Below are 19,167 nucleotides of genomic sequence, written 5' to 3'. Positions count from 1 at the left end.
CAACGAAATGAAAAAGTCTTTTGTTACGCTTGCGGGGGCGGCAGCGCTCAGCGTCGCCTTGATGGCGTCCGCTTCGGCCAAAACCATGGATGTGGTCGCAAGTTTCACCGTGCTGGCCGATGTGGTGCAGAATGTGGGCGGCGATCATGTGAACGTCAAAAGCCTTGTTCCGGCCAATGGCGATCCTCACGACTATGAACCGTCCCCGACAGATGCCATGGCCGTAAAAAACGCGGCCGTGACCTTTCTGAGCGGGGAGGGGCTCGAGACCTGGTTTGAGCGCCTCGCCAAAGCCGCAGACAGTTCCAAGGCGCCTGTCATCGTGTCCAAGGGCATCAAGACCCACAAGATGGATGAGGATGGCGAGACGGTAACCGATCCCCATGTGTGGAACAGTGTGACCAATGTGCTGGTCTGGGTCGACAATATCGAAAACGCCCTGCTGGAGGCCGATCCGGCCGACGCCAAAGACATCAAGGCGAGCGCTGCGGCCTACCGGGCACGGCTGATGAAGCTGGATGACGATATCAAGGCCAAGATCGATGCGGTTCCCAAGGACAAGCGCAAGGTGCTCACCAGCCATGACGCCTTCGGCTATTACGGCGAAGAATATGGGGTAACCTTCATTGCACCCCTGGGCGTCTCAACGGAAACGGAAGCCTCTGCTGCCGACATCGCCAAGCTGATCGACCAGATCAAGGCGGATGGGGTGAAGGTTTATTTCTTTGAAAACTCCAACGATGCGCGTCTCGTGACGCAGATTGCAAATGCGACCGGGGCCGAGGCGGGCGGTGAACTTTATCCCGAAGCCTTGTCCAGCAAGGACGGACCTGCCTCCAGCTACATCAAGTTGATGAATTACAACACGGATCAGATCGTCGCGGCGATCTCCAGATAAGGAGCCGGAAGGTGCTGCGCGAAACCGGAGACCGGTTTTGTCTCAGGACTGAGGAGCAGGCGGCTGCGTGAGAGCACGTCAGCCCCATGCCTTCATGCGGGATCACTCTAGGCCCGGTCCGCTTTGGCGGGCCGGGCCTGTCCGTCTGGAGCAAATATCGTTTGATTGCATTGATGTCTTGCGTTGAAAACTCTGACTTCAGGCAGCGGCAGGCAAATGCGATCAAAGGCGATTATACCAATCACACATGATAGAGATCCATCTGACCGGTTTTGGAGGTCTTTCGGCGAGGCGCAGATCGCAGCGCGATACCGGTATCGGGCAAGATCTGCAACAAAGTCCGAAGGGGCTCCAAAACCGGCCTTTGGTGGCGTTTTCCAACCTGCCGGACAGCGTTGCGCTGCTTGAACGGCCAACCAGGCCGCCCTGCACACCGCGCCTTGCCTGCAAATTGGAAAAAGCCATCAGATAGGTCTCTATCAAGTGTGATTGGTATTACCATTCGTTTTGGAACCTCTCGCCCCCAGCACATGCGCTTTTCCTCTGTACAGCAGCAGGGGCGGGCCGGCACATGTGGTGACATCTGCCGTACCCGGTGCGGCGGACAAGGGCCCGGCTCTCCGCAGAGCTGCGGTCGGGCGGCAGAGGAGGAAACGGTACGCCTGGCCTTCGTGCCCAGACCCAACCAGGTCCAAAAACAAACCAGGCCCATCAACAACCAGGCTCAGCAACAAAAAAAGCGCGGCCGGGGCCGCGCCTTGCGTGTGTCGGATCGATGGGGCTTGTGCTTATTCTGCTTCGTCTGCCGGAGCTGCGTTGAGCAGACCGTAACGTTCCTCGCCGATCTTCTCCAGAAGATCCAGCTGGGTTTCCAGGAAGTCGATATGGCCTTCTTCGTCCTTCAGCAGGGACTCAAAAAGGGCCATGGAGACATAGTCTTCCTCTTCCCGGCAGATTTCGCGTGACTTCTTGTAGGATGTGCGTGCGTCATATTCTCCGGCAAGATCCGATTCCAGAACTTCCTTTACATTCTGGCCGATCCGCAGCGGGGCGACCTTCTGCATGTTCGGGTGACCTTCAAGAAAAATGATCCGGTCGGTGATCTTGTCCGCGTGGTGCATTTCCTCGATGGACTCTTCACGCTCTTTCTTCGCCAGACGCGCAAAGCCCCAATCGTTCAATAGCCGGTAGTGAAGCCAGTACTGATTGATCGCGCCGAGCTCCAGGAACAGGGCTTCATTCAAGCGCTCGATAACTTTGTCATTCCCTTTCATGGCAACCTCTCTTTGAGCCTCTCTTGCCCTAGTGTGGTGAATTTGAAATACACCTCATTCCAGCAGTCACCGCCGGAGCGTATTTCAAATTCGAAAACCACAATAGAAACATAAACTTGCTAGTCACCTTCTTGACTCTGAAATGCGTTCGGAGCGTGCCGGGAAATGTGACGAACTTCAGAGCTATGTCACTAGTTTAGAATTATTCTAGACGTCATTGTTTTAGAATCATTCCATACTAACTGTCCAGCCTTCATTGATGAAGTTACGAAGTTTTTTGCAATCGGCGGGGCGGGCGCACAGCAATATGAAGGGTCTTGCAAGCGCATTTGCAAGCATACGGAGGCGGGAGCGCCGCTTATGACAGAAGTTTAATCGAAAAGGGCGCGGTTCAGGTCAGAACCGCGCCCGCAGAGGGGACATAAGGGGCGAGCGCTGTCCCCGTCTGGCGTTTCCCGCAGTGGTCAGGACTTGGGCAGAATAACCGTGTCGATCACGTGGATCACGCCATTGGACGTTTCGATATCGGCCGTAATCACCTTGGCGTTATCGACCTTCACGCCGTCGGTGGCATCAACTGCAATTTCACCGCCCTGGACGGAAGCCACGTCAGCCTTCTTTCCGGCAATATCGCTCGACATCACTTTGCCCGGCACCACGTGATAGGTGAGGATCGCGACGAGCTGATCCTTGTTCTCCGGTTTCAGCAAGTTTTCAACCGTACCATCGGGCAGTTTCGCGAAAGCTTCATCGGTCGGCGCAAACACCGTGAACGGGCCGTCGCCCTTCAGAGTGTCGACCAGTCCGGCGGCCTGAACCGCGGCAACAAGTGTGTTGAACGATCCGGCACCAACAGCCGTGTCGACAATGTCTTTTTCACCAGCTTTGGCGGCAGATAGCGGTAAAATCAGAAGAAGGGCGAAGAAGAAGGACTTGATCAGTTGCATGGTTCACTCCCAACTCAGTCACAGGCAAAGGGTTTCGATGGCTCGGAAAAGATCTCTTCCAAGCAGTGTAAATAGTTTAACGATTGGCCTGTGCTGGAAAGCTTACGCAGGGTACTGAAGGCTGGATGAGGAAAAAGTAAACGTCCATTTACTCTGTCGGGTAGCTGATCTGGAGAGACCGTTTTTGCGTGGCGGCTGCTCTGTTTGGAAATTTGACGAAGTGCATGGAGCCTGTACCATGCGGCCAGGCACTGCCCTGACCAGCGGGACCCTGTTTGAGGGGACGGCACCGACCGGCCCGTATCAAGACCCGCAGATGACCAAAAAGGGATGCCATGACGTCCAGACACACATCCCCGCTTCGGCTTGGCCGGATCGCGGCGACCCTTCCCGTATCAGATATCCAGAAGGCTGCCAGCCTTTACAAGGACCTCTTTGGTCTGGAAAAAACATTTGCAAACGGTGATCCGGTCGGTTTCATGATCTTGAAGAAGGACGAAGCGGAGCTTCATCTGTCTCTTCAAAAAGCGCACAAGGCGGCCAGCTTCAATGTGGCGCATATGCTGGTGGCTGATGCTGAGGTTGCCTATGACAGATGCCAGAACAAGGGCCTGCGCATTCTCAAACGGCTTCAAGACAAGGACTATGGTCTTCGCGCCTTTGTCTTTGCCGATCCGGATGGAAACCGGATCGATGTCGGGGAGATCCTCTGACGCTATGGCGAGGCCCCCTGTGCGCCGGATCTGCGTCACTCAAGCGCTGCGGCAAGCACCTTTCGCATTACCGTCGGCAGGGCTTCCTCGTGCAGATCTTTGGCCGGGGCCCACCAGGCCCCGGGCACATTGCCAAGCGCGGCAGACGCGGCGTTCGTCCGATAGACCCGGAGCTTCAGGTGAAAATGGGTGAAGGTATGCGTTACCTCTGTGGTCATTTCCTGCCAGTTGGCGTCAAAGGGAGCCGCTTCAACGGCCGTTGAGCTGTCAAAATCTGCCGACCAGCTGCTGCCGGGCACTTCCGTCATGCCTCCTAGCAGCCCCTTGGGCGGGCGGCGGCGCAACAGCACCGCGCCGCTGGAGCGTTCCAGGGCGACAAAGGCGGCTCCGAAGCGGGTTGGCTTTTGCTTCTTTGGCGCCTTTCGGGGCAAGGTTTCGGCGAGAGGTGCGTTCTGGACCGCGCAGGCGCTCATCCAGGGGCACAGGCCGCAGGCCGGGCGTCTGGGGGTGCAGATGGTTGCCCCCAGATCCATCACCGCCTGTGCGAAGTCTCCGGGCCGGTCCGGCGGTGTGAGGATCGCCATGGCCGCCTTGATCTGGGGCTTGGCATCGGGAAGCGGGATTTCGATCTGCTTCAGCCGCGCCAGCACCCGCTCTACATTGCCGTCGACAACGGCCGCGTGACGGTCAAAGGCAATGGCAGCGATTGCGGCGGCCGTGTAGGGGCCGATGCCGGGCAGTTTCAGCAGCTCCGCCTCCGTATCGGGAAAACGGCCGTCATAATCCGCTGCTATCGTGTCGGCACATTTTTTAAGATTCCGGGCGCGGGAGTAATAACCAAGACCTGCCCAGGCCTTCATGACATCTTCTTCGCTGGCTGACGCCAGAGCAGACACGGTTGGCCAGGTCATAGTGAATTTGTGGAAATAGTCTTTCACCGCCGCGACAGTTGTTTGCTGCAGCATGACTTCGGACAGCCACACCCGGTAAGGATCGGAAACCTCGCCGAGCTTTTTGTCCTCCGGCGCAACCCGCCAGGGAAGACGCCGGGCATGACTATCATACCAGTCCAGAAGGGACCGGCTCAGCAAAGCACTGGACAGGAGGTCGGGCATGTACTCTTCAAATTTCTTGCACAAGCAGGCTTGGAAAGCCTGGGGACAACTTGAGCTGGGCGGGTAGGCTGAGGCGGATCAATAAAGTATTCGTCCTTTTTTCGACTTATTTTATTGGGACACAACATACCTGCTCCCGTGAAAGGGGCCTTACCGTGGTCCGGGCAGACCGGAGAAGGAAGTAGGTCATTGGCGTGACAAAGGCAAATGCGCAGATACCGCCGAAAGAGGCGAAACTGCTTGCCGATCTGGTCGGTAAGGCAATGACGCCTGTGTGCCGCAAGCGCGGTTTTGCTTCTGTCGACATTATTGCAGCCTGGGCCGATATTGTCGGCGACCGCTATGGTGACCGGGTCCAGCCTGACCGGTTGATCTGGCCCCGCCAGCCGGAGTTGAGTGATCCGGAGGCGCCACCGCAGCCTGCCACACTTGTTGTGCATACAGATGGTGCTACGGCAATGATGCTGTCCCATGACAGTGCCCAGCTGATTGAGCGGATAAACATGTTTTATGGCTGGGCAGCTGTTGGCAGGATCAAGATCCTGCAACGGCCGGTCCTTGCCAAACGGCCACAGCCGCGCAAGGCCCTGCGCGCCCTGACCGTAACTGAAGAAGAGAAACTGGAAAAAAGCCTGGAAGGCCTGGAAAACGGGCGGCTGCGCGAGGCTTTGAAAAAACTCGGCGCACAGGTTATTGCCCGCAATGCCAGCCAGTTGGCCTGAGATCCGGCGGCGGCCGAGCATCTCGTAACACTTTCGTGAAACTGGCCTTTTCTTTGTCCTCTCTCATGCCACAATTGACAGTCCTTGTTGACGCCGACGGCCCGAAGGGGCAAATGAAGCAACGAACCGGCATTTAAGAAGGGTCGGCCCAGACCAGCCGTCCCGGACCTACCGGTGCTCAAGACAATAGTGACAGGACATCTTCCGTGACCCAGACCCGCAGACAGTTTCTAAAGACCACGGCCCTGGCAACCGCAGCTCTCGGCCTTGCCGGCGGCGTTCCGGCCTTGGCGCAAACCGTCAACGAAGAAGAGCTGCTGAAACCCGGCCCTCTTGGCGACAAGATCATGGGTCAGGAAGATGCACCGGTCACGATTGTCGAATATGCGTCCATGACCTGTGGGCATTGTGCACATTTCCACAAAGAGACCTGGAAGCCTTTGAAGGAAGAATACATCGACACGGGCAAGGTGCGCTTCATTTTCCGCGAGTTTCCGCTCGATCCGGTGGCTGCTGCCGCCTTCATGCTGGCCCGGTGTTCTGAGCCCAGCAAATATTTCGGCATTGTGGATACAATGTTTGAAAACCAGCGGACCTGGGCGTTCACAGACAATCCTTACCAATCCTTGCTCGACTTTTCCAAGCAGATCGGATTTACACAAGACTCGTTTGAGAAATGCTTGACGGACCAGGGCTTGCTGGATGCGATCAATGCGGTGCGGGACCGGGCGTCGAACGAATTTGGTGTGGATTCAACGCCGACATTTTTCATCAACGGCGAGAAGCACTCAGGGGCAATGTCGATTGAAGAAATGGGAAAACTCATCGACGAACAGCTTTAACCCGGCGCTGGCAGCGCCGGACGCTCCAAGCTGTTCCGGCCCTGACGGGGCCGGGGCGGCTCTTGCCCGCATCTGGGGGACGCGCCGGTGAGGTTCTCCAAACTCCGCATTGTGGGCTTTAAATCCTTTGTCGAGCCGATGGAATTCATCATCGGCAACGGCCTGACCGGTGTGGTCGGGCCCAATGGCTGCGGCAAATCCAATCTCGTTGAAGCCCTGCGCTGGGTGATGGGCGAGAATTCCTACAAAAACATGCGCGCCTCGGGCATGGACGATGTGATCTTCTCCGGAAGCCTCAACCGTCCGGCCCGCAACACGGCGGAAGTCACGCTGTTCCTGGAAAATCAGGACCGGACGGCCCCGGCGGCCTTCAATGATGCCGATCTTCTGGAAGTCAGCCGCCGGATCGAGCGGGAGCAGGGCTCCAACTACAAGATCAATGCCAAGGATGTGCGTGCCCGGGACGTGCAGCTTCTGTTCGCCGATGCCTCCACCGGCGCGCGCTCGCCCGCCATGGTGCGCCAGGGCCAGATCGGCGAGCTGATTGCCGCAAAGCCAACCTCCCGCCGCCAGATCCTGGAAGAGGCGGCCGGCATTTCAGGACTGCATTCGCGCCGCCACGAAGCGGAAATCCGCTTAAGGGCCGCCGAGCAGAACCTGGAGCGGCTGGAAGATGTTCTGGTCCAGATCGATGGCCAGCTGGACAGTTTGCGCCGCCAGTCCCGCCAGGCTTCACGCTACCGAAATCTGTCGTCTGAAATCCGGGGTGCAGAAGCCTCCATCCTCTATATCCGGTGGACGGAAGCCCGCGATGCGCTGGCGTCGGCCGAGACCCAGTTTGCGGAGGCCCAAAAACAGGTAAACGAGGCGACGGCGCTTCAGGCCGAAAGTGCCCGGGTGCAGGCCATTGCCGCCCATAAATTGCCGGAACTGCGCGATGAGGCGGCCAAGGCGGGTGCAGCCCTGCAGCGCCTCGTGATTGCCCGCAACGAACTGGACGCCGAAGAGCGGCGCGTCAAGGAACGCTTGCAGGATCTGGAACGCCGCTTGGTGCAGCTGTCCGAAGACATCCGGCGCGAACAGTCCATGGTCTCTGAAAATGACGAGGTTCTGGAGCGACTGGCGGAGGAGCGGGCCGAGCTTCTGGAAGAAAACGAAATGGTGCAGGAGCGCACCGGATCCGCCCGCGAGAAGGCTTTGGAGGCTGAAGAGGCGGTACGGGATCTTGAGGCCAGACTGTCGGACCTGACAGCGGCCGAGGCCCGGGCCAGTGCCGAGCGGCGCCAGCTGGAACGCTCTGTCGCCGAAAGCCGCCAGCGTGCCGACCGGCTGGTGGCCCAGGCGCGCGACGCGCAGCAGGCGCTGGACGCGTTGAACCGGCAAATGGCCGAAGTGGACGGTGTGTCTGAAAACCGCGAGGCGCTGGAGCTGGCCGAAGAGACGCTGGTGGAGGCCGAGACCGCAGTTGAGGATGCCGAAGCGGCGACCCGGCAAGCCCGCGAGCAGGAACAGGCGGCCCGCGGGCCGCTGGGGGATGCACGCCAGACCCTGCAGGGCCTTGAGACCGAAGCGCGCACACTGGATCAGGTGTTGAATGCCCTGTCCGACCGGGATCACACACCGGTTGTTGAAAAAATCCAGGTGGAGCAGGGGCTGGAAACCGCCCTTGGGGCTGCTCTCGGGGAAGATCTTGATGCCTCTCTGGAAGAGGCGGCTGCGGTCAAATGGGGACCGGCACTGTCCCCGAGCGGGGACCCGGAGCTGCCATCCGGTGTGCGGCCGCTGTCGGAATTTGTGATCGCGCCTGCCGAACTGGAGCGGCGTCTGCGGCAGATCGGTGTGGTCAGTCAATCTGAGGGGCAAAGCCTGCGCACTGCCCTGAAGCCGGGTCAGCGGCTGGTCTCCCGGGAAGGAGACCTGTGGCGCTGGGACGGATTTGTGGTGGCAGCCAATGCGCCGACCCCGGCTGCGCAAAGGCTCGCCCAGAAAAACCGTCTGGCGGAGCTGGCCGGAGAGATAGACACGGCCCGCAGGGCCGTTGAAGGCTGCCAGGAGCAGTTGGAAACCTCCGCAGCCCGGGTCCGTCAGTGCGTGGAGCTGGAACAGATTGCCAGGGGCAAGGTGCGCGATGGCCAGCGCCGGGCAGCAGCGGCCCGGGAGGCGCTGGTTGCAGCGGAGCGGGCCGTCTCTGAACTGGCAGCGAAAAAGGCCGGGGCGCAGGAGCGGGCCGAGCGCTTGGGAGAAGAGGCGGGCCTTGCCCGCGAGCAGGTGGCCGAGGCGCAGGAGCAGCTGGAAGACGCGCCTGAAAGCGCCAATTACCAGGAGCAGATCGAGACGCTGCAGGCCGATGTCAGCGCCGCCCGCAGCGCGCTGGCCGAAGCCAGGGCCGTCGCGGAAGGCTTGGCCCGGGAACAGCAGATGCGCGACCGGCGCCTGGACGCCATTGCCCGCGAATATGACGGCTGGAAAACCCGCGCGGCCAACGCAGCTCAGCAGATCTCCGTTCTAAGTGAACGGCGCGAAGAGGCGGAAGAAGAACGGGCAGAGCTGATCGAGGCACCGGAAGACATCGAGATCAAGCGCCGGGATCTGTTTTCCGCCATTTCCAAGGCCGAAGACGACAAGAAGGCCAGGGACGACCGGCTGCAGCAGGCCGAACTGGACCAGGCCGATGTGGACCGGGCGGCCAAGGCCGCCATGGAAGCCATGGCCGGGGCCCGTGAACAGAAGATCCGCTCCGAAGAACGGCTGGAAGCGGCCCGGGAGCGCAAGGGCAACCTGGAGCGCCGCATCGATGAGGATCTGGAGGTTTCTGTAGCGGCACTGCCCGAGATTGCCGGGCTGAAAGAAGGCGCGCCGCTGCCCGATCCGGAAGCCATGGAGCGCAAGCTGGACCGGCTGAAGGCCGAGCGTGAGCGCCTTGGCGGCGTCAACCTGCGCGCCGAAGAGGAATTGCAGGAAATTGACGAGCAGAAGACCACGCTGACCTCGGAACGGGATGACCTGATCGAGGCGATCCGGCGTCTGCGCACCGGCATTTCCAATCTCAACCGGGAGGCCCGCGAACGTCTTCTGGCCTCCTTTGAAGTGGTCAATGGCCATTTCCAGCGTTTGTTCACGCATTTGTTCGGTGGGGGCACGGCGGAGCTGCAACTGGTGGATTCGGACGATCCACTGGATGCGGGCCTGGAGATCATCGCGCGGCCTCCGGGCAAAAAGCCGCAGACAATGACACTCCTGTCCGGCGGGGAGCAGGCCCTGACGGCCATGTCGCTGATTTTCGCTGTTTTCCTGACCAATCCGGCGCCGATCTGCGTTCTCGATGAGGTGGACGCGCCGCTGGATGATGCCAATGTGGAGCGCTATTGCGACCTGCTCGATGAAATGGCCTCCAGCACCGAAACCCGGTTCGTCGTGATCACCCACAACCCGATCACCATGGCGCGCATGAACCGGCTCTTCGGGGTGACGATGGCCGAGCGCGGCGTTTCCCAGCTGGTTTCCGTGGACCTTGAGACCGCCGAGCGATTCCGGGAGACCGGCTGACCGGACCCTTCTGGGACCGTCCCTTGCGGAAGTGGTGTACAACTTAGGTCTGGTAAATTTCGTGAGAAATAAAAAAATTCAATATTTTCAATTAGATAATTCTTAATCCAGGCTTCTTGACACGGCCTGAGGCGCCGACTATGGTGCGCGCGGCTTACGGGGCACTCCTGTTGTTTGATCTGACATGTCGGAGCACTGGGGACTGGGGAACATGTCTTCGGGAAACGGCGAAAATCACGATCGGAACGGCGATGTTTCGAAAGCGGGTCTGTCGGAGCGGCGGGCTCAATTGAACCGGAAGCTGGACGACCAGCGTGCGGCCGATGAAAAGGCAGTGCGCAAGTCTGAGAGCAACTCCTCCGGATATGCGCAGGCGATGAAACTGTCTTCGGAGTTCATCGCAGGTGTCCTGGTGGGGGCCGGGATTGGTTGGGTAGCCGACCAGTGGCTGGGAACGACGCCGATAGGCCTGATCATTTTCCTGCTGCTGGGCTTTGCGGCCGGTGTCCTGAATGTCTTGCGCTCGGCCGGGGTGGTCGAACAGCCGCAGGTCGGGATGCCCCGCGACAAGGACGCTCGGAACGACGAACCGGACTAAGATTGTGCCGCGCCCCAGGGCGCACATGTTGTGAACGAGCGAAGAAGGCTGGCCGGTGGCGAACGATCCGATCCATCAGTTCCAAATCCACACACTTTTCCCGATTGAAGTCGGTGGAGTGGATTTCTCATTTACCAATTCTTCGCTGTTCATGGTCCTGACCGTGGCAGCGACCTCCGCGTTCCTGATTTTCTCGACCAGTGGCCGTGGCCTTGTGCCGAGCCGGGTGCAGTCCGTATCGGAGATGCTTTACGAGTTCATTGCCGGAACCTTGAGAGACGCGACAGGGTCGGACGGGATGCGCTTTTTCCCGCTTGTCTTCTCCCTGTTCATGTTTGTGCTTGTCGCCAACCTTTTCGGGATGTTCCCTTACTTTTTCACTGTCACCAGCCACATCATTGTCACGTTCGCGCTGGCGATGCTGGTGATTTTGACCGTCATTATTTACGGCTTCATGCGGAACGGCATGAGCTTCCTGAAGCTCTTCGTGCCAAGCGGCGTGCCCGGTGCCCTGATACCGCTGGTGACCATGATCGAGGTGATCTCGTTCCTGTCCCGCCCGATCAGCCTCTCGGTACGTCTGTTCGCCAACATGCTGGCCGGTCACATCACTCTCAAGGTTTTTTCAGGCTTTGTCGTCAGTCTCGGCGCCATGGGGGCGGTCGGCATTTTCGGTGCCGTTCTGCCGCTGGCCATGACGGTTGCCCTGACGGCGCTGGAATTCCTGGTCGCTTTCCTGCAGGCATACGTCTTTGCCGTTTTGACCTGCATGTATCTGAACGACGCCCTTCATCCTTCACATTAAGGGTCAACCCAATCACACGGCCTTAAGAGCCGTCTGTGAGCCATCTGCAACACATCTAGGAGCACGTGTCATGGAAGCAGAAGCAGCAAAATACATCGGTGCAGGTATCGCATGTCTCGGCATGGGCGGTGCAGGCATCGGCCTCGGCACCATCTTCGGCAACTACCTCGCTGGCGCTCTGCGCAACCCGTCCGCAGCTGATGGCCAGTTCGGCCGCCTGATCTTCGGCTTCGCCGTGACCGAAGCTCTGGGTATCTTCTCCCTTCTGATCGCCTTCCTCATCCTGTTCGCGTAATCGCGCGGAAAGCAGCGACTTTAGATGCGACTCCGGTGGCGGCGCTTTCTAGCGCCGTCTGACCGGATCTAGGAGACTGGAAATGGCAGGCGATACCCATTCGACCAGCACAGGGATTACTGTGCCACCCGAAGAGCATGGTGTGGGTTTTCCCCCGTTCGATGCGGAAACCTTCGCGTCCCAGCTTCTGTGGCTTGCTATCACCTTTGGCGTTTTCTACTGGATCATGAAGAACGTGGCGATGCCGCGGATTGCCGGGATTCTGGAAGACCGAAAGGACCGCATTGCGGGGGATCTATCGGAGGCCAACCGCCTCAAGGAAGAGACCGATGCAGCCATTTCGGCCTATGAGCAGGCTCTGACTGAAGCCAGGAACAAGGCGCACAGCATTGCAAGCGATACCCGCGCCAAGTTGAAAGCCGACCACGGCGCGCGCCGCGAAAAAGCGGAAGCCGAGCTGGCTGAAAAGCTTCAGGCTGCCGAAACACAGATTGCCGGTATCAAAACAGAAGCGTTGTCCCAGATCGGTGATATTGCCGGAGAGACCACCACGGCGCTCGTTGAGCAGCTGATGGGCAAGGCTCCGACCAAGACCGACCTGACAAAAGCGCTGAAGTCGGCGATGAACTGAGGAGACCGTCATGGACGCAACATTTTGGGCCCTGGTCGGTCTCATCCTCTTCTTCGCCCTGATCATCTATCTGAAGGTGCCAGGCAAGATCAGCGGTTCTCTGGACGACCGCGCTGACGCCATCCGCAAGGAATTGGAAGAAGCCCGCAAGCTGCGGGAAGAAGCCCAGTCGCTTCTGTCCGAATATCAGCGCAAGCGGCATGAGGCCGAGGGTGAAGCGGAGGCCATTATCGCGGAAGCGAATGCCGAGGCCGAGCGCCTGACGGCGGAAACCAACGCGGCGCTGGAAGACATGATCGCCCGCCGGACAAAGGCCGCGGAGGTGAAAATCGCTCAGGCAGAAACGCAGGCGATTGCAGAAGTGCGCGCCAAGGCTGCCGATGTGGCTGTTGCCGCCGCCGAAACCATCCTGACCGCAAAGGTCAAGGACAAGGTGGCCGACGACATTCTGGCCAAGAGCATCAGTCAGGTCAAAGACCGTCTGAACTGATCCGAGGTTTGATAACAGCTAAGAAAAAGCGGCCTTTCGGGGCCGCTTTTTTGTTGGGTCAGAAGATTTGCCAGGGCCAACAGGCAAACTGGGCCCGCTTGTGCGGGGCGGCGGTACACCCGCTTACCTAGGAGTATTTTGCGCTTATCCGGTTTCAATCTGCTTCGTTTTTTGCGCAGACACCCCTGATGTCTGTGGGGATTTTTCCAACCTCACCCAAAAAGACCCTATTGGATGGTTTTTGCAGGTTCGCCGGTAAGGAATGGCGCGCAGACCGGCCGGGAGGCCGGGCAAGCGGGAAGCATCGCCGGCGGGCCTGAAAAGCGACCGAAGGCCGTGACATAAGAGTGTTCCGCCGTGTTGCGCGTTCTGGACGATGCCTGTGCATCGCCCTGTGACCAAGCGCCTTGCTGAACGCTCTGGTGTCACGGGCAAATGGGCCGTAATCAACTGCGCTTGGTATGACGTTTTGCCGCGCCGGCAAGCCGTACCGGCCTGAAGCTCACGCGATGGTGGGGGGAGGGGCCAAGCAGATCAAGCGCCGACTGATGCTTGGGCACACCATAGCCCTTGTGCTGGGCGAAACCGTAGCCGGGCGTCAGATCGTCAAGGCGGACCAGCATCCGGTCCCGTGTCACCTTTGCGATAATCGAGGCAGCGGCGATGCACAGGCAGCGTCCATCCCCCTTGATCAGTGCCTGTCCCGCCTGTGTCAGCGCCGGGGGCACGTCCCGGCCATCGACCAGAACATAATCCGGCACTTTGGCAAGGCCGTTCACGGCCCGCATCATGGCGCACAAAGTGGCTGCGCGGATGTTCTCCCGGTCGATCGTGGCCGGAGACGCGCTGGCGGTGCAGACAAAGGCGGTTGAGACGATCTGCTCAAACAGCTCTTCCCGTTTTGCTTCGGTCAGTTTTTTGGAATCGTTCAGCCCGTCCGGCACTTGGTCATAGTCCAGGATCACGGCGGCGGTCACCACTGGCCCGGCCCAGGGGCCGCGCCCGGCTTCATCCACGCCGCAGAGCTTGCCGTCAAAGGCAGCCGCATGGCTGCGTTCCAGGGCAATGTCCGGACTGTCGGGAAAGGAAAGGTCGAAAAGGTTCAGGCTGGAAGACATGGCGCCAGCCTGCCGCCCCTCAACGCGTTGTGCAAGGCGGGAGTGTTAGAAGAGGTCAAGTTGCACACCGCCTTTTTGCGGCTGCACAAAGGCGTCCGTGTTCAGCTTCTTGCGGCGCAGGTTAAGTCCAAGCCGTTTGGCGGCGAGGGTGAAGCGTTTGGAAATCTGCTCCGCATAGGGACCGCGCCCGCGCATGCGCTCGCCCCATTTCGCGTCATAATCCTTGCCGCCGCGCATGGAGCGGATGAGGTTCATCACATGGCGGTAGCGGTCGGGCCGCTCCCGCAGCAGCCAGTCCCGGAAGAGCTCAGAGACTTCCAGCGGCAGGCGCAACAGAATGAAACTGGCTTCGCTGGCCCCATGGCTGGCGGCCGCCTCAAGAAGGTTCTCGATTTCGCAGTCGGTCAGGGCGGGGATGACAGGGGCCATCATCACCGAGGCCGGGATACCCGCTTCCGAGAGGGCCTTGATGGCCGCAAGCCGTTTATGCGGGGCGGACGCCCTTGGCTCCATGGCCCGGCAGAGTTTCTTGTCAAGGGTGGTGACCGAAAGCGCCACCTTGATCAGATTGCGCTCCGCCATTCTGGCAAGAATATCAATGTCCCGCGTGACCAGGGCGGACTTGGTGACAATGGCAACCGGATGCGAACAGGCTTCCAGAACTTCCAGAATCTCGCGCATCAGGGCGTAGCCACGCTCCACCGGCTGGTAAGGGTCGGTGTTGGTGCCGATAGCAATCACGCGGGGGACATAGCCGGGTTTCGACAGCTCCCGTTCCAGAAGCCCGGCGGCATTCGGTTTGGCGAACAGGCGAGTCTCGAAATCAAGTCCAGGCGACAGGCCCATAAAGGCATGGCTCGGTCGGGCGAAACAATAGATGCAGCCGTGCTCACAGCCGCGATAAGGATTGATCGACCGGTCAAAGGACAGGTCCGGAGACTCGTTGCGGGTGATGATCGTGCGCGCGCGTTCTTCCTGAACGTCGGTCTGGAGCGGTGGCAGTTCCTCGTCCAGATCCCAACCGTCGTCGAAACGTTCCCGCGCCAGCGGCTCGAACCTGCCGGAGGCGTTCAGGGCTGCGCCCCGGCCACGCCGCAGGTCTTGCGGAACCCGGTCAGAGCCAGGCGCCTCCGCAGTTTCCGGCAGTTCAGACACCGGATCAAGGCGGGCTCCGTCCGGCAGACGGTCGGTATGAGGGGCAAGGGTCATGGGCGGAGATCACTCTGAAGCGAGAACATATCGGGAACATTAGCTCAAATTTAAAGCAATTCAAGCCCGGCATTTCGCAACTGGGGATTTTTCATGTAAAACACTGCCTCATGATAAGTGTCATAGTTCCGACAAAAAACTCAGAGACCGATCTGGTGCATGCGCTGTCGTCTCTGGTCACAGCGGCGGCTGAAGGGGTTGTCCGGGAAGTCATTGTTGTGGATGGCGGCTCAAGCGACGGGACCGAACGGGTCGCCGACGCCGCTGGCTGCGGCTGGGCGCAGGCTGTGGGCATGAGCCGGAGCGAGCGGCTGGCCTATGGGGCTTCCCTGGCCAAACGCGGTGACTGGCTCTTGTTTCTCCGCCCCGAAACCCTCCTGGAAAGCGGCTGGCACCATGAAGCCCAGGCGTTTATCGAAAGGGCCGGCAGGGCCCCGAACGGGGCGCGGACCGCAGCCAGCTTCCGCCTGCGCTACGAAACGTTTGGCATGGGCGCGCGGATCAGCGAATCGATGTCCGCCCTGCGTTCGCAGCTTCTTGGCATGCCTTATGGCAATCAGGGGCTTCTGATCTCACGCCAGTTCTACAGCACTTTGGGCGGCCACCGGCCGTTGCGGGAGTTGGAGGATCTGGACATTGCCAAGCGCATCGGCCGCAACCGGATTGTTTTCCTAAGGGCTGCAGCGGTCACATCGGGTGAGTCTGCGGGTGGAAACAGTTTGGCCCAGTTCCGCAAAGGCCTTGCGCGGTTCTGTGTCGGCACCTTGCGCATTCCTGCCAGCGTCGCGGTGCGGCTGCACGGCTGACACCGGTATTTGAAAGGGAATCCCTTCCTCCTCAAGATGAGCTTGTGAGCTGGCTGTTTTGAGCCGGGAACGCCCCGATATCCCCTTGGCAATCAAAGCAGTTGCGGAGGAGGGCCGAAGGCCTCTCCTGAAAGGGGGGGCGGGTAGCACAGAGCGTGTCAGGCATCCTGCAATTTGCCCCGTTTCAGATGCTCATCCAGCCGCGGCATGATTTCCACGAAATTGCACGGCATGTGCCGGTAGTCGAGCTGCCATTTCAAGATGCCGTCCCAGGCATCCTTGCAGGCTCCTGGAGAGCCGGGCAGCACAAAGATATAGGTCGCCCCCGCAACTCCGCCGGTTGCGCGGGACTGGATCGTTGAGGTGCCGATCTTGTCATAGGAGATCCGGTGGAACACTTCCGAAAAGCCGTCCATGCGCTTTTCAAACAGGGGCTCCATGGCTTCCGGTGTCACGTCCCGGCCGGTGAAGCCCGTCCCCCCTGTCGTGATGATCACGTCAACGGTCGGGGCACTGATCCAGGTCCGGGCGACGGCCCGGATCGCCTCCACATCATCTGTCACGATCTGCCGGTCTGCGAGCAGATGGCCGGCTCTTGCGAGCCGCTCTGACAGGGTCTTGCCGGATCGGTCCTCCTCCAGCGACCGGGTGTCGGAAACGGTCAGAACCGCAATGTTGAGCGGAATGAATGGACGGGTTTCATCGAGACGGGACATGGCTTCCTCCTGTGTCCAGAAGACATAGGCGAAACCGGCAGGCGGTTCCAGCCCCGTGGGGTTACCCCGTATTGGGATCTTTTTGAGAAATAAAATTACAAAAAATAACAAGATTGAGACACTTGCAAAATGAATAGGTCAGTATTATTGACTTAAATATCACATCAAAATTGTCTGAGAGCCATTATGACAACCTGGGAAAGCCTTTACGCCAAGCGTGCAAGCCGCATGCGGGCATCCGAAATCCGTGAGCTTCTGAAACTGCTGGACCGGCCCGATGTGATTTCCTTTGCCGGGGGCATTCCCGATCCGGCCCTGTTCCCCGCCGAGGCCTTCCGGGCCGCCTATCAGGAGGTCCTGTCAGGGCCGGAAGCGGACACGGCGCTGCAATATGGCATCAGCGAAGGCAGCCTCAGGCTGCGCACCTGGATTGCCGGTCATATGAAAGAGCTGGGCGTTGACTGCGGGCCGGACAACATCATCATCACATCCGGTTCCCAGCAGGGGCTTGATTATATCGGCAAGCTGTTCCTGTCGGAAGGGGATACGGCCCTGCTGCAATGGCCGACCTATCTGGGCGCGCTTCAGGCTTTCAACGCCTACGAGCCGCAGTTCGACCGGCTTGACCCTCTGACCAATGAAAGCGCTGAGACGATCCGCGCCCGGGCGCAGGACAAGGGAGGCGCCGTCAAATTCGCGTATCTGTCGCCGGATTTTGCCAATCCGACAGGCCTGTCCCTGGACCTGGAAGAGCGCCAGCGACTTCTCACCCTGGCCGGTGAGCTGTCCTGCGCCATCATTGAAGACGCGCCGTATCAAAGCTTGCGCTATGACGGGGCGCCGGTCCCCGGCCTTCTGGCGCTTGACTGCGCGCAACAGGGCGGCATTGAAAACAGCCGGACGCTCTATTGCGGCAGCTTCTCAAAATCGCTCTCCCCGGGATTGCGCCTCGGCTGGATCTGCGCGGCGTCTGATGTGATTTCCCGTCTGGTTCTGATCAAGCAGGCGAGCGATCTGAACACGCCGGTTGTCAATCAGGAAGCCATGGCCCGGGTCGCCGAAACCGAATTTGACCGGCATTCGGCCCGTATCAACGCCACCTACAAAGCGCGGCGCGATGCCATGCTGGCCGCTTTGGAGCGGCATATGCCGGAGGGGACACGCTGGACCCGGCCGGAAGGGGGCATGTTCATCTGGGTCGAGCTGCCCGGAGGGCTGGATGCGGCAGATCTGCTGCACCAGTCGGTCGCCAGGGTGAAGGTCGCCTTTGTTCCGGGCAAGGCGTTTCACCCTGATGGCAGCGGAGCCAATACCTTTCGGTTGAGCTTTTCCTGTGCCAGTGCGGACAGGATCGAGGCGGGGATATCAAGATTGGGCGCGCTGATTGCCGAAACTGTCATGTCCAGGGTGTAATACACCGCGTTAAGTCCGGTGGTCACTCTCCTGAGCTATGATGGGGGGGCGCAGCAAACGCCCCAGGAGGCATGAAAGGAGAGTGGCCACTGGAATTTCGCTATGTATCAGCGCCGTCTCGACACCTCCTGCTTGCAGGAGGGCCGGCCGGGCGGTCTGGCTCAGCGCACCGCTCCGGCCCGTTTGATCAACCGTTGCTCTCCAGAGGCCGGTTGCGCATCAACAGGCAGAGCGCTGTTTCAAGCCGCACATGCGGCGGCTGCCTGGAAGGACTGCCCGATGGATCTCATGCAAAGGCTGAACAATTACTGCGAACGGCTCAGCCCGGACTTTTGGGCCGAACCCTTGAACGCGGTCACCAACGGTGCCTTCCTGATTGCAGCCGTCCTGGCCATTCTGCTCTGGCGCCGCAAAACCCCCGCTGATCCGGCCGGGATCAGCCTGATCATCGTGATAGCCGCGATCGGCATCGGCTCGTTTCTGTTCCACACGGTTGCGACCCGCTGGGCGGCGCTGGCCGATGTCCTGCCGATTGCGGTCTTCATTCACCTGTATCTTTTTTTCGCGCTCAGGCGCTTCCTGGGAGCGCCGCTCTGGGCCGCACTGGCCATTGTTGCTGCCTTTCTGGCGTTCACGCCCTTTGTGGGCAGGGCCGCTGCACCGCTGGTTGGCTCCTCGGCCGGATATGTGTCTGCGCTGCTCGCAATTTTCGTCGTCGGGACGCTGTTTTTCCGGCGGAACCAGGCCTTGGGCCGTCAGGTTCTGGTCACAGGCGGGGTTTTTCTGCTGTCATTGACCTTTCGGACCCTGGATCAGCCCTTGTGTTCACAGATCGCTTTCGGCACACATTTCCTGTGGCATATCCTGAACGCTGTTGTGCTGTATTTGCTGGTAAGGGTTCTCATTTTACAGCGCGCCGGGTAAACGACAGAACCACATACGACATTTCAAACCCTGGCTGGCCTCTCAAATCTTTTCCCGCCCGCAGCCAGGGGCAACAATACCGGGGCCCCAGCCGGTCAGGGAGAC

Annotated in this window: 19 protein-coding genes; 13 read left to right on the top strand and 6 right to left on the bottom strand. The window is 59.8% G+C overall.

The genetic code is table 11. From position 1 onward, the window contains the following. The first annotated feature begins 7 nt into the window (after positions 1–7). On the top strand, positions 8–898 hold the full coding sequence (locus ACXAIC_RS12465; protein WP_475178943.1) for a metal ABC transporter solute-binding protein, Zn/Mn family: 891 nt from the start codon (positions 8–10) through the stop codon (positions 896–898). A gap of 788 nt (positions 899–1,686) precedes the next feature. Here ACXAIC_RS12465 and bfr read toward each other — a convergent pair. Beyond that, positions 1,687–2,172: a bacterioferritin gene (gene bfr, locus ACXAIC_RS12460; RefSeq protein WP_475178941.1), complete on the bottom strand. Its 486-nt coding sequence runs from the start codon at positions 2,170–2,172 to the stop codon at positions 1,687–1,689. A 464-nt stretch (positions 2,173–2,636) separates the two neighbouring features. Next, entirely contained in the window at positions 2,637–3,119 is a 483-nt protein-coding gene (locus ACXAIC_RS12455; protein ID WP_475178937.1) for a fasciclin domain-containing protein, read from the bottom strand. A gap of 335 nt (positions 3,120–3,454) precedes the next feature. On the opposite strand from ACXAIC_RS12455, the gene ACXAIC_RS12450 reads away from it, so the two are divergent. Beyond that, positions 3,455–3,832: a VOC family protein gene (locus ACXAIC_RS12450; protein ID WP_475178933.1), complete on the top strand. Its 378-nt coding sequence runs from the start codon at positions 3,455–3,457 to the stop codon at positions 3,830–3,832. A gap of 35 nt (positions 3,833–3,867) precedes the next feature. Here ACXAIC_RS12450 and mutY read toward each other — a convergent pair whose 3' ends face one another. Then, positions 3,868–4,947, bottom strand: a complete 1,080-nt coding sequence (gene mutY, locus ACXAIC_RS12445) for an A/G-specific adenine glycosylase (RefSeq protein ID WP_475178928.1) — start codon at positions 4,945–4,947, stop codon at positions 3,868–3,870. Positions 4,948–5,141: 194 nt separating this feature from the next. Between mutY and ACXAIC_RS12440 the strand changes: the two genes are divergently transcribed. From ACXAIC_RS12440 to ACXAIC_RS12405, 8 genes are all read left to right on the top strand, one after another. Further along, the gene (locus ACXAIC_RS12440) at positions 5,142–5,669 is read left to right on the top strand and encodes a DUF721 domain-containing protein (protein ID WP_475178923.1); all 528 of its coding nucleotides are present in this window, start codon (positions 5,142–5,144) and stop codon (positions 5,667–5,669) included. Between the two features lie 206 nt (positions 5,670–5,875). Then, a complete protein-coding gene (locus tag ACXAIC_RS12435; protein WP_475178921.1) occupies positions 5,876–6,511 on the top strand; it encodes a DsbA family protein in 636 nt (211 codons plus the stop codon). 87 nt (positions 6,512–6,598) lie between these two features. Continuing rightward, positions 6,599–10,057 carry a chromosome segregation SMC family protein gene (locus ACXAIC_RS12430; protein ID WP_475178918.1) on the top strand — a complete coding sequence of 1,153 codons (3,459 nt, stop codon included), beginning with the start codon at positions 6,599–6,601 and terminating at the stop codon, positions 10,055–10,057. A gap of 211 nt (positions 10,058–10,268) precedes the next feature. After that, on the top strand, positions 10,269–10,655 hold the full coding sequence (locus tag ACXAIC_RS12425; RefSeq protein WP_475178914.1) for an AtpZ/AtpI family protein: 387 nt from the start codon (positions 10,269–10,271) through the stop codon (positions 10,653–10,655). Between the two features lie 55 nt (positions 10,656–10,710). Then, entirely contained in the window at positions 10,711–11,460 is a 750-nt protein-coding gene (locus tag ACXAIC_RS12420) for a F0F1 ATP synthase subunit A (protein WP_475178911.1), read from the top strand. Between the two features lie 70 nt (positions 11,461–11,530). Continuing rightward, on the top strand, positions 11,531–11,755 hold the full coding sequence (locus ACXAIC_RS12415) for a F0F1 ATP synthase subunit C (protein ID WP_055111220.1): 225 nt from the start codon (positions 11,531–11,533) through the stop codon (positions 11,753–11,755). Positions 11,756–11,837: 82 nt separating this feature from the next. Further along, positions 11,838–12,386, top strand: a complete 549-nt coding sequence (locus ACXAIC_RS12410) for a F0F1 ATP synthase subunit B (RefSeq protein ID WP_475178904.1) — start codon at positions 11,838–11,840, stop codon at positions 12,384–12,386. Between the two features lie 10 nt (positions 12,387–12,396). Continuing rightward, positions 12,397–12,876, top strand: coding sequence for a F0F1 ATP synthase subunit B (locus tag ACXAIC_RS12405; RefSeq protein ID WP_475178900.1), 480 nt, complete (start codon positions 12,397–12,399; stop codon positions 12,874–12,876). A gap of 446 nt (positions 12,877–13,322) precedes the next feature. On the opposite strand, the gene ACXAIC_RS12400 is transcribed toward ACXAIC_RS12405, so the two are convergent. Then, positions 13,323–13,994, bottom strand: coding sequence for a ribonuclease HII (locus tag ACXAIC_RS12400; protein WP_475178897.1), 672 nt, complete (start codon positions 13,992–13,994; stop codon positions 13,323–13,325). Positions 13,995–14,039: 45 nt separating this feature from the next. Then, the gene (locus ACXAIC_RS12395) at positions 14,040–15,203 is read right to left on the bottom strand and encodes a PA0069 family radical SAM protein (protein ID WP_475178892.1); all 1,164 of its coding nucleotides are present in this window, start codon (positions 15,201–15,203) and stop codon (positions 14,040–14,042) included. 110 nt (positions 15,204–15,313) lie between these two features. Between ACXAIC_RS12395 and ACXAIC_RS12390 the strand changes: the two genes are divergently transcribed. Beyond that, complete coding sequence (locus ACXAIC_RS12390) at positions 15,314–16,009, top strand: glycosyltransferase (protein ID WP_475178889.1); 696 nt, start codon at positions 15,314–15,316, stop codon at positions 16,007–16,009. A 158-nt stretch (positions 16,010–16,167) separates the two neighbouring features. Here the strand turns inward: ACXAIC_RS12390 and moaB are convergent, their stop codons facing one another. Beyond that, positions 16,168–16,725: a molybdenum cofactor biosynthesis protein B gene (moaB, locus tag ACXAIC_RS12385; protein ID WP_475178884.1), complete on the bottom strand. Its 558-nt coding sequence runs from the start codon at positions 16,723–16,725 to the stop codon at positions 16,168–16,170. A gap of 186 nt (positions 16,726–16,911) precedes the next feature. On the opposite strand from moaB, the gene ACXAIC_RS12380 reads away from it, so the two are divergent. Continuing rightward, positions 16,912–18,138, top strand: coding sequence for an aminotransferase-like domain-containing protein (locus ACXAIC_RS12380; protein ID WP_475178880.1), 1,227 nt, complete (start codon positions 16,912–16,914; stop codon positions 18,136–18,138). Between the two features lie 279 nt (positions 18,139–18,417). Further along, positions 18,418–19,062 carry a ceramidase domain-containing protein gene (locus ACXAIC_RS12375; protein WP_475178876.1) on the top strand — a complete coding sequence of 215 codons (645 nt, stop codon included), beginning with the start codon at positions 18,418–18,420 and terminating at the stop codon, positions 19,060–19,062. Positions 19,063–19,167: the final 105 nt, after the last annotated feature.

It is taken from the genome of Roseibium sp. AWQ4_254 (genome assembly GCF_056161025.1).
Note: the sequence above shows the minus strand (reverse complement) of the source record. Positions and strands in the feature narration are given on the sequence as shown.

Excerpts from the sequence above, each read along its gene's own strand:
- ACXAIC_RS12465 (WP_475178943.1), top strand. The coding sequence starts at position 8 with ATGAAAAAGTCTTTTGTTACGCTTGCGGGGGCGGCAGCGCTCAGCGTC.
- bfr (WP_475178941.1), bottom strand. The coding sequence starts at position 2,172 with ATGAAAGGGAATGACAAAGTTATCGAGCGCTTGAATGAAGCCCTGTTC.
- ACXAIC_RS12455 (WP_475178937.1), bottom strand. The coding sequence starts at position 3,119 with ATGCAACTGATCAAGTCCTTCTTCTTCGCCCTTCTTCTGATTTTACCG.
- ACXAIC_RS12450 (WP_475178933.1), top strand. The coding sequence starts at position 3,455 with ATGACGTCCAGACACACATCCCCGCTTCGGCTTGGCCGGATCGCGGCG.
- mutY (WP_475178928.1), bottom strand. The coding sequence starts at position 4,947 with ATGCCCGACCTCCTGTCCAGTGCTTTGCTGAGCCGGTCCCTTCTGGAC.
- ACXAIC_RS12425 (WP_475178914.1), top strand. The coding sequence starts at position 10,269 with ATGTCTTCGGGAAACGGCGAAAATCACGATCGGAACGGCGATGTTTCG.
- ACXAIC_RS12415 (WP_055111220.1), top strand. The coding sequence starts at position 11,531 with ATGGAAGCAGAAGCAGCAAAATACATCGGTGCAGGTATCGCATGTCTC.
- ACXAIC_RS12410 (WP_475178904.1), top strand. The coding sequence starts at position 11,838 with ATGGCAGGCGATACCCATTCGACCAGCACAGGGATTACTGTGCCACCC.
- ACXAIC_RS12405 (WP_475178900.1), top strand. The coding sequence starts at position 12,397 with ATGGACGCAACATTTTGGGCCCTGGTCGGTCTCATCCTCTTCTTCGCC.
- ACXAIC_RS12400 (WP_475178897.1), bottom strand. The coding sequence starts at position 13,994 with ATGTCTTCCAGCCTGAACCTTTTCGACCTTTCCTTTCCCGACAGTCCG.
- ACXAIC_RS12395 (WP_475178892.1), bottom strand. The coding sequence starts at position 15,203 with ATGACCCTTGCCCCTCATACCGACCGTCTGCCGGACGGAGCCCGCCTT.
- ACXAIC_RS12390 (WP_475178889.1), top strand. The coding sequence starts at position 15,314 with ATGATAAGTGTCATAGTTCCGACAAAAAACTCAGAGACCGATCTGGTG.
- moaB (WP_475178884.1), bottom strand. The coding sequence starts at position 16,725 with ATGTCCCGTCTCGATGAAACCCGTCCATTCATTCCGCTCAACATTGCG.
- ACXAIC_RS12380 (WP_475178880.1), top strand. The coding sequence starts at position 16,912 with ATGACAACCTGGGAAAGCCTTTACGCCAAGCGTGCAAGCCGCATGCGG.
- ACXAIC_RS12375 (WP_475178876.1), top strand. The coding sequence starts at position 18,418 with ATGGATCTCATGCAAAGGCTGAACAATTACTGCGAACGGCTCAGCCCG.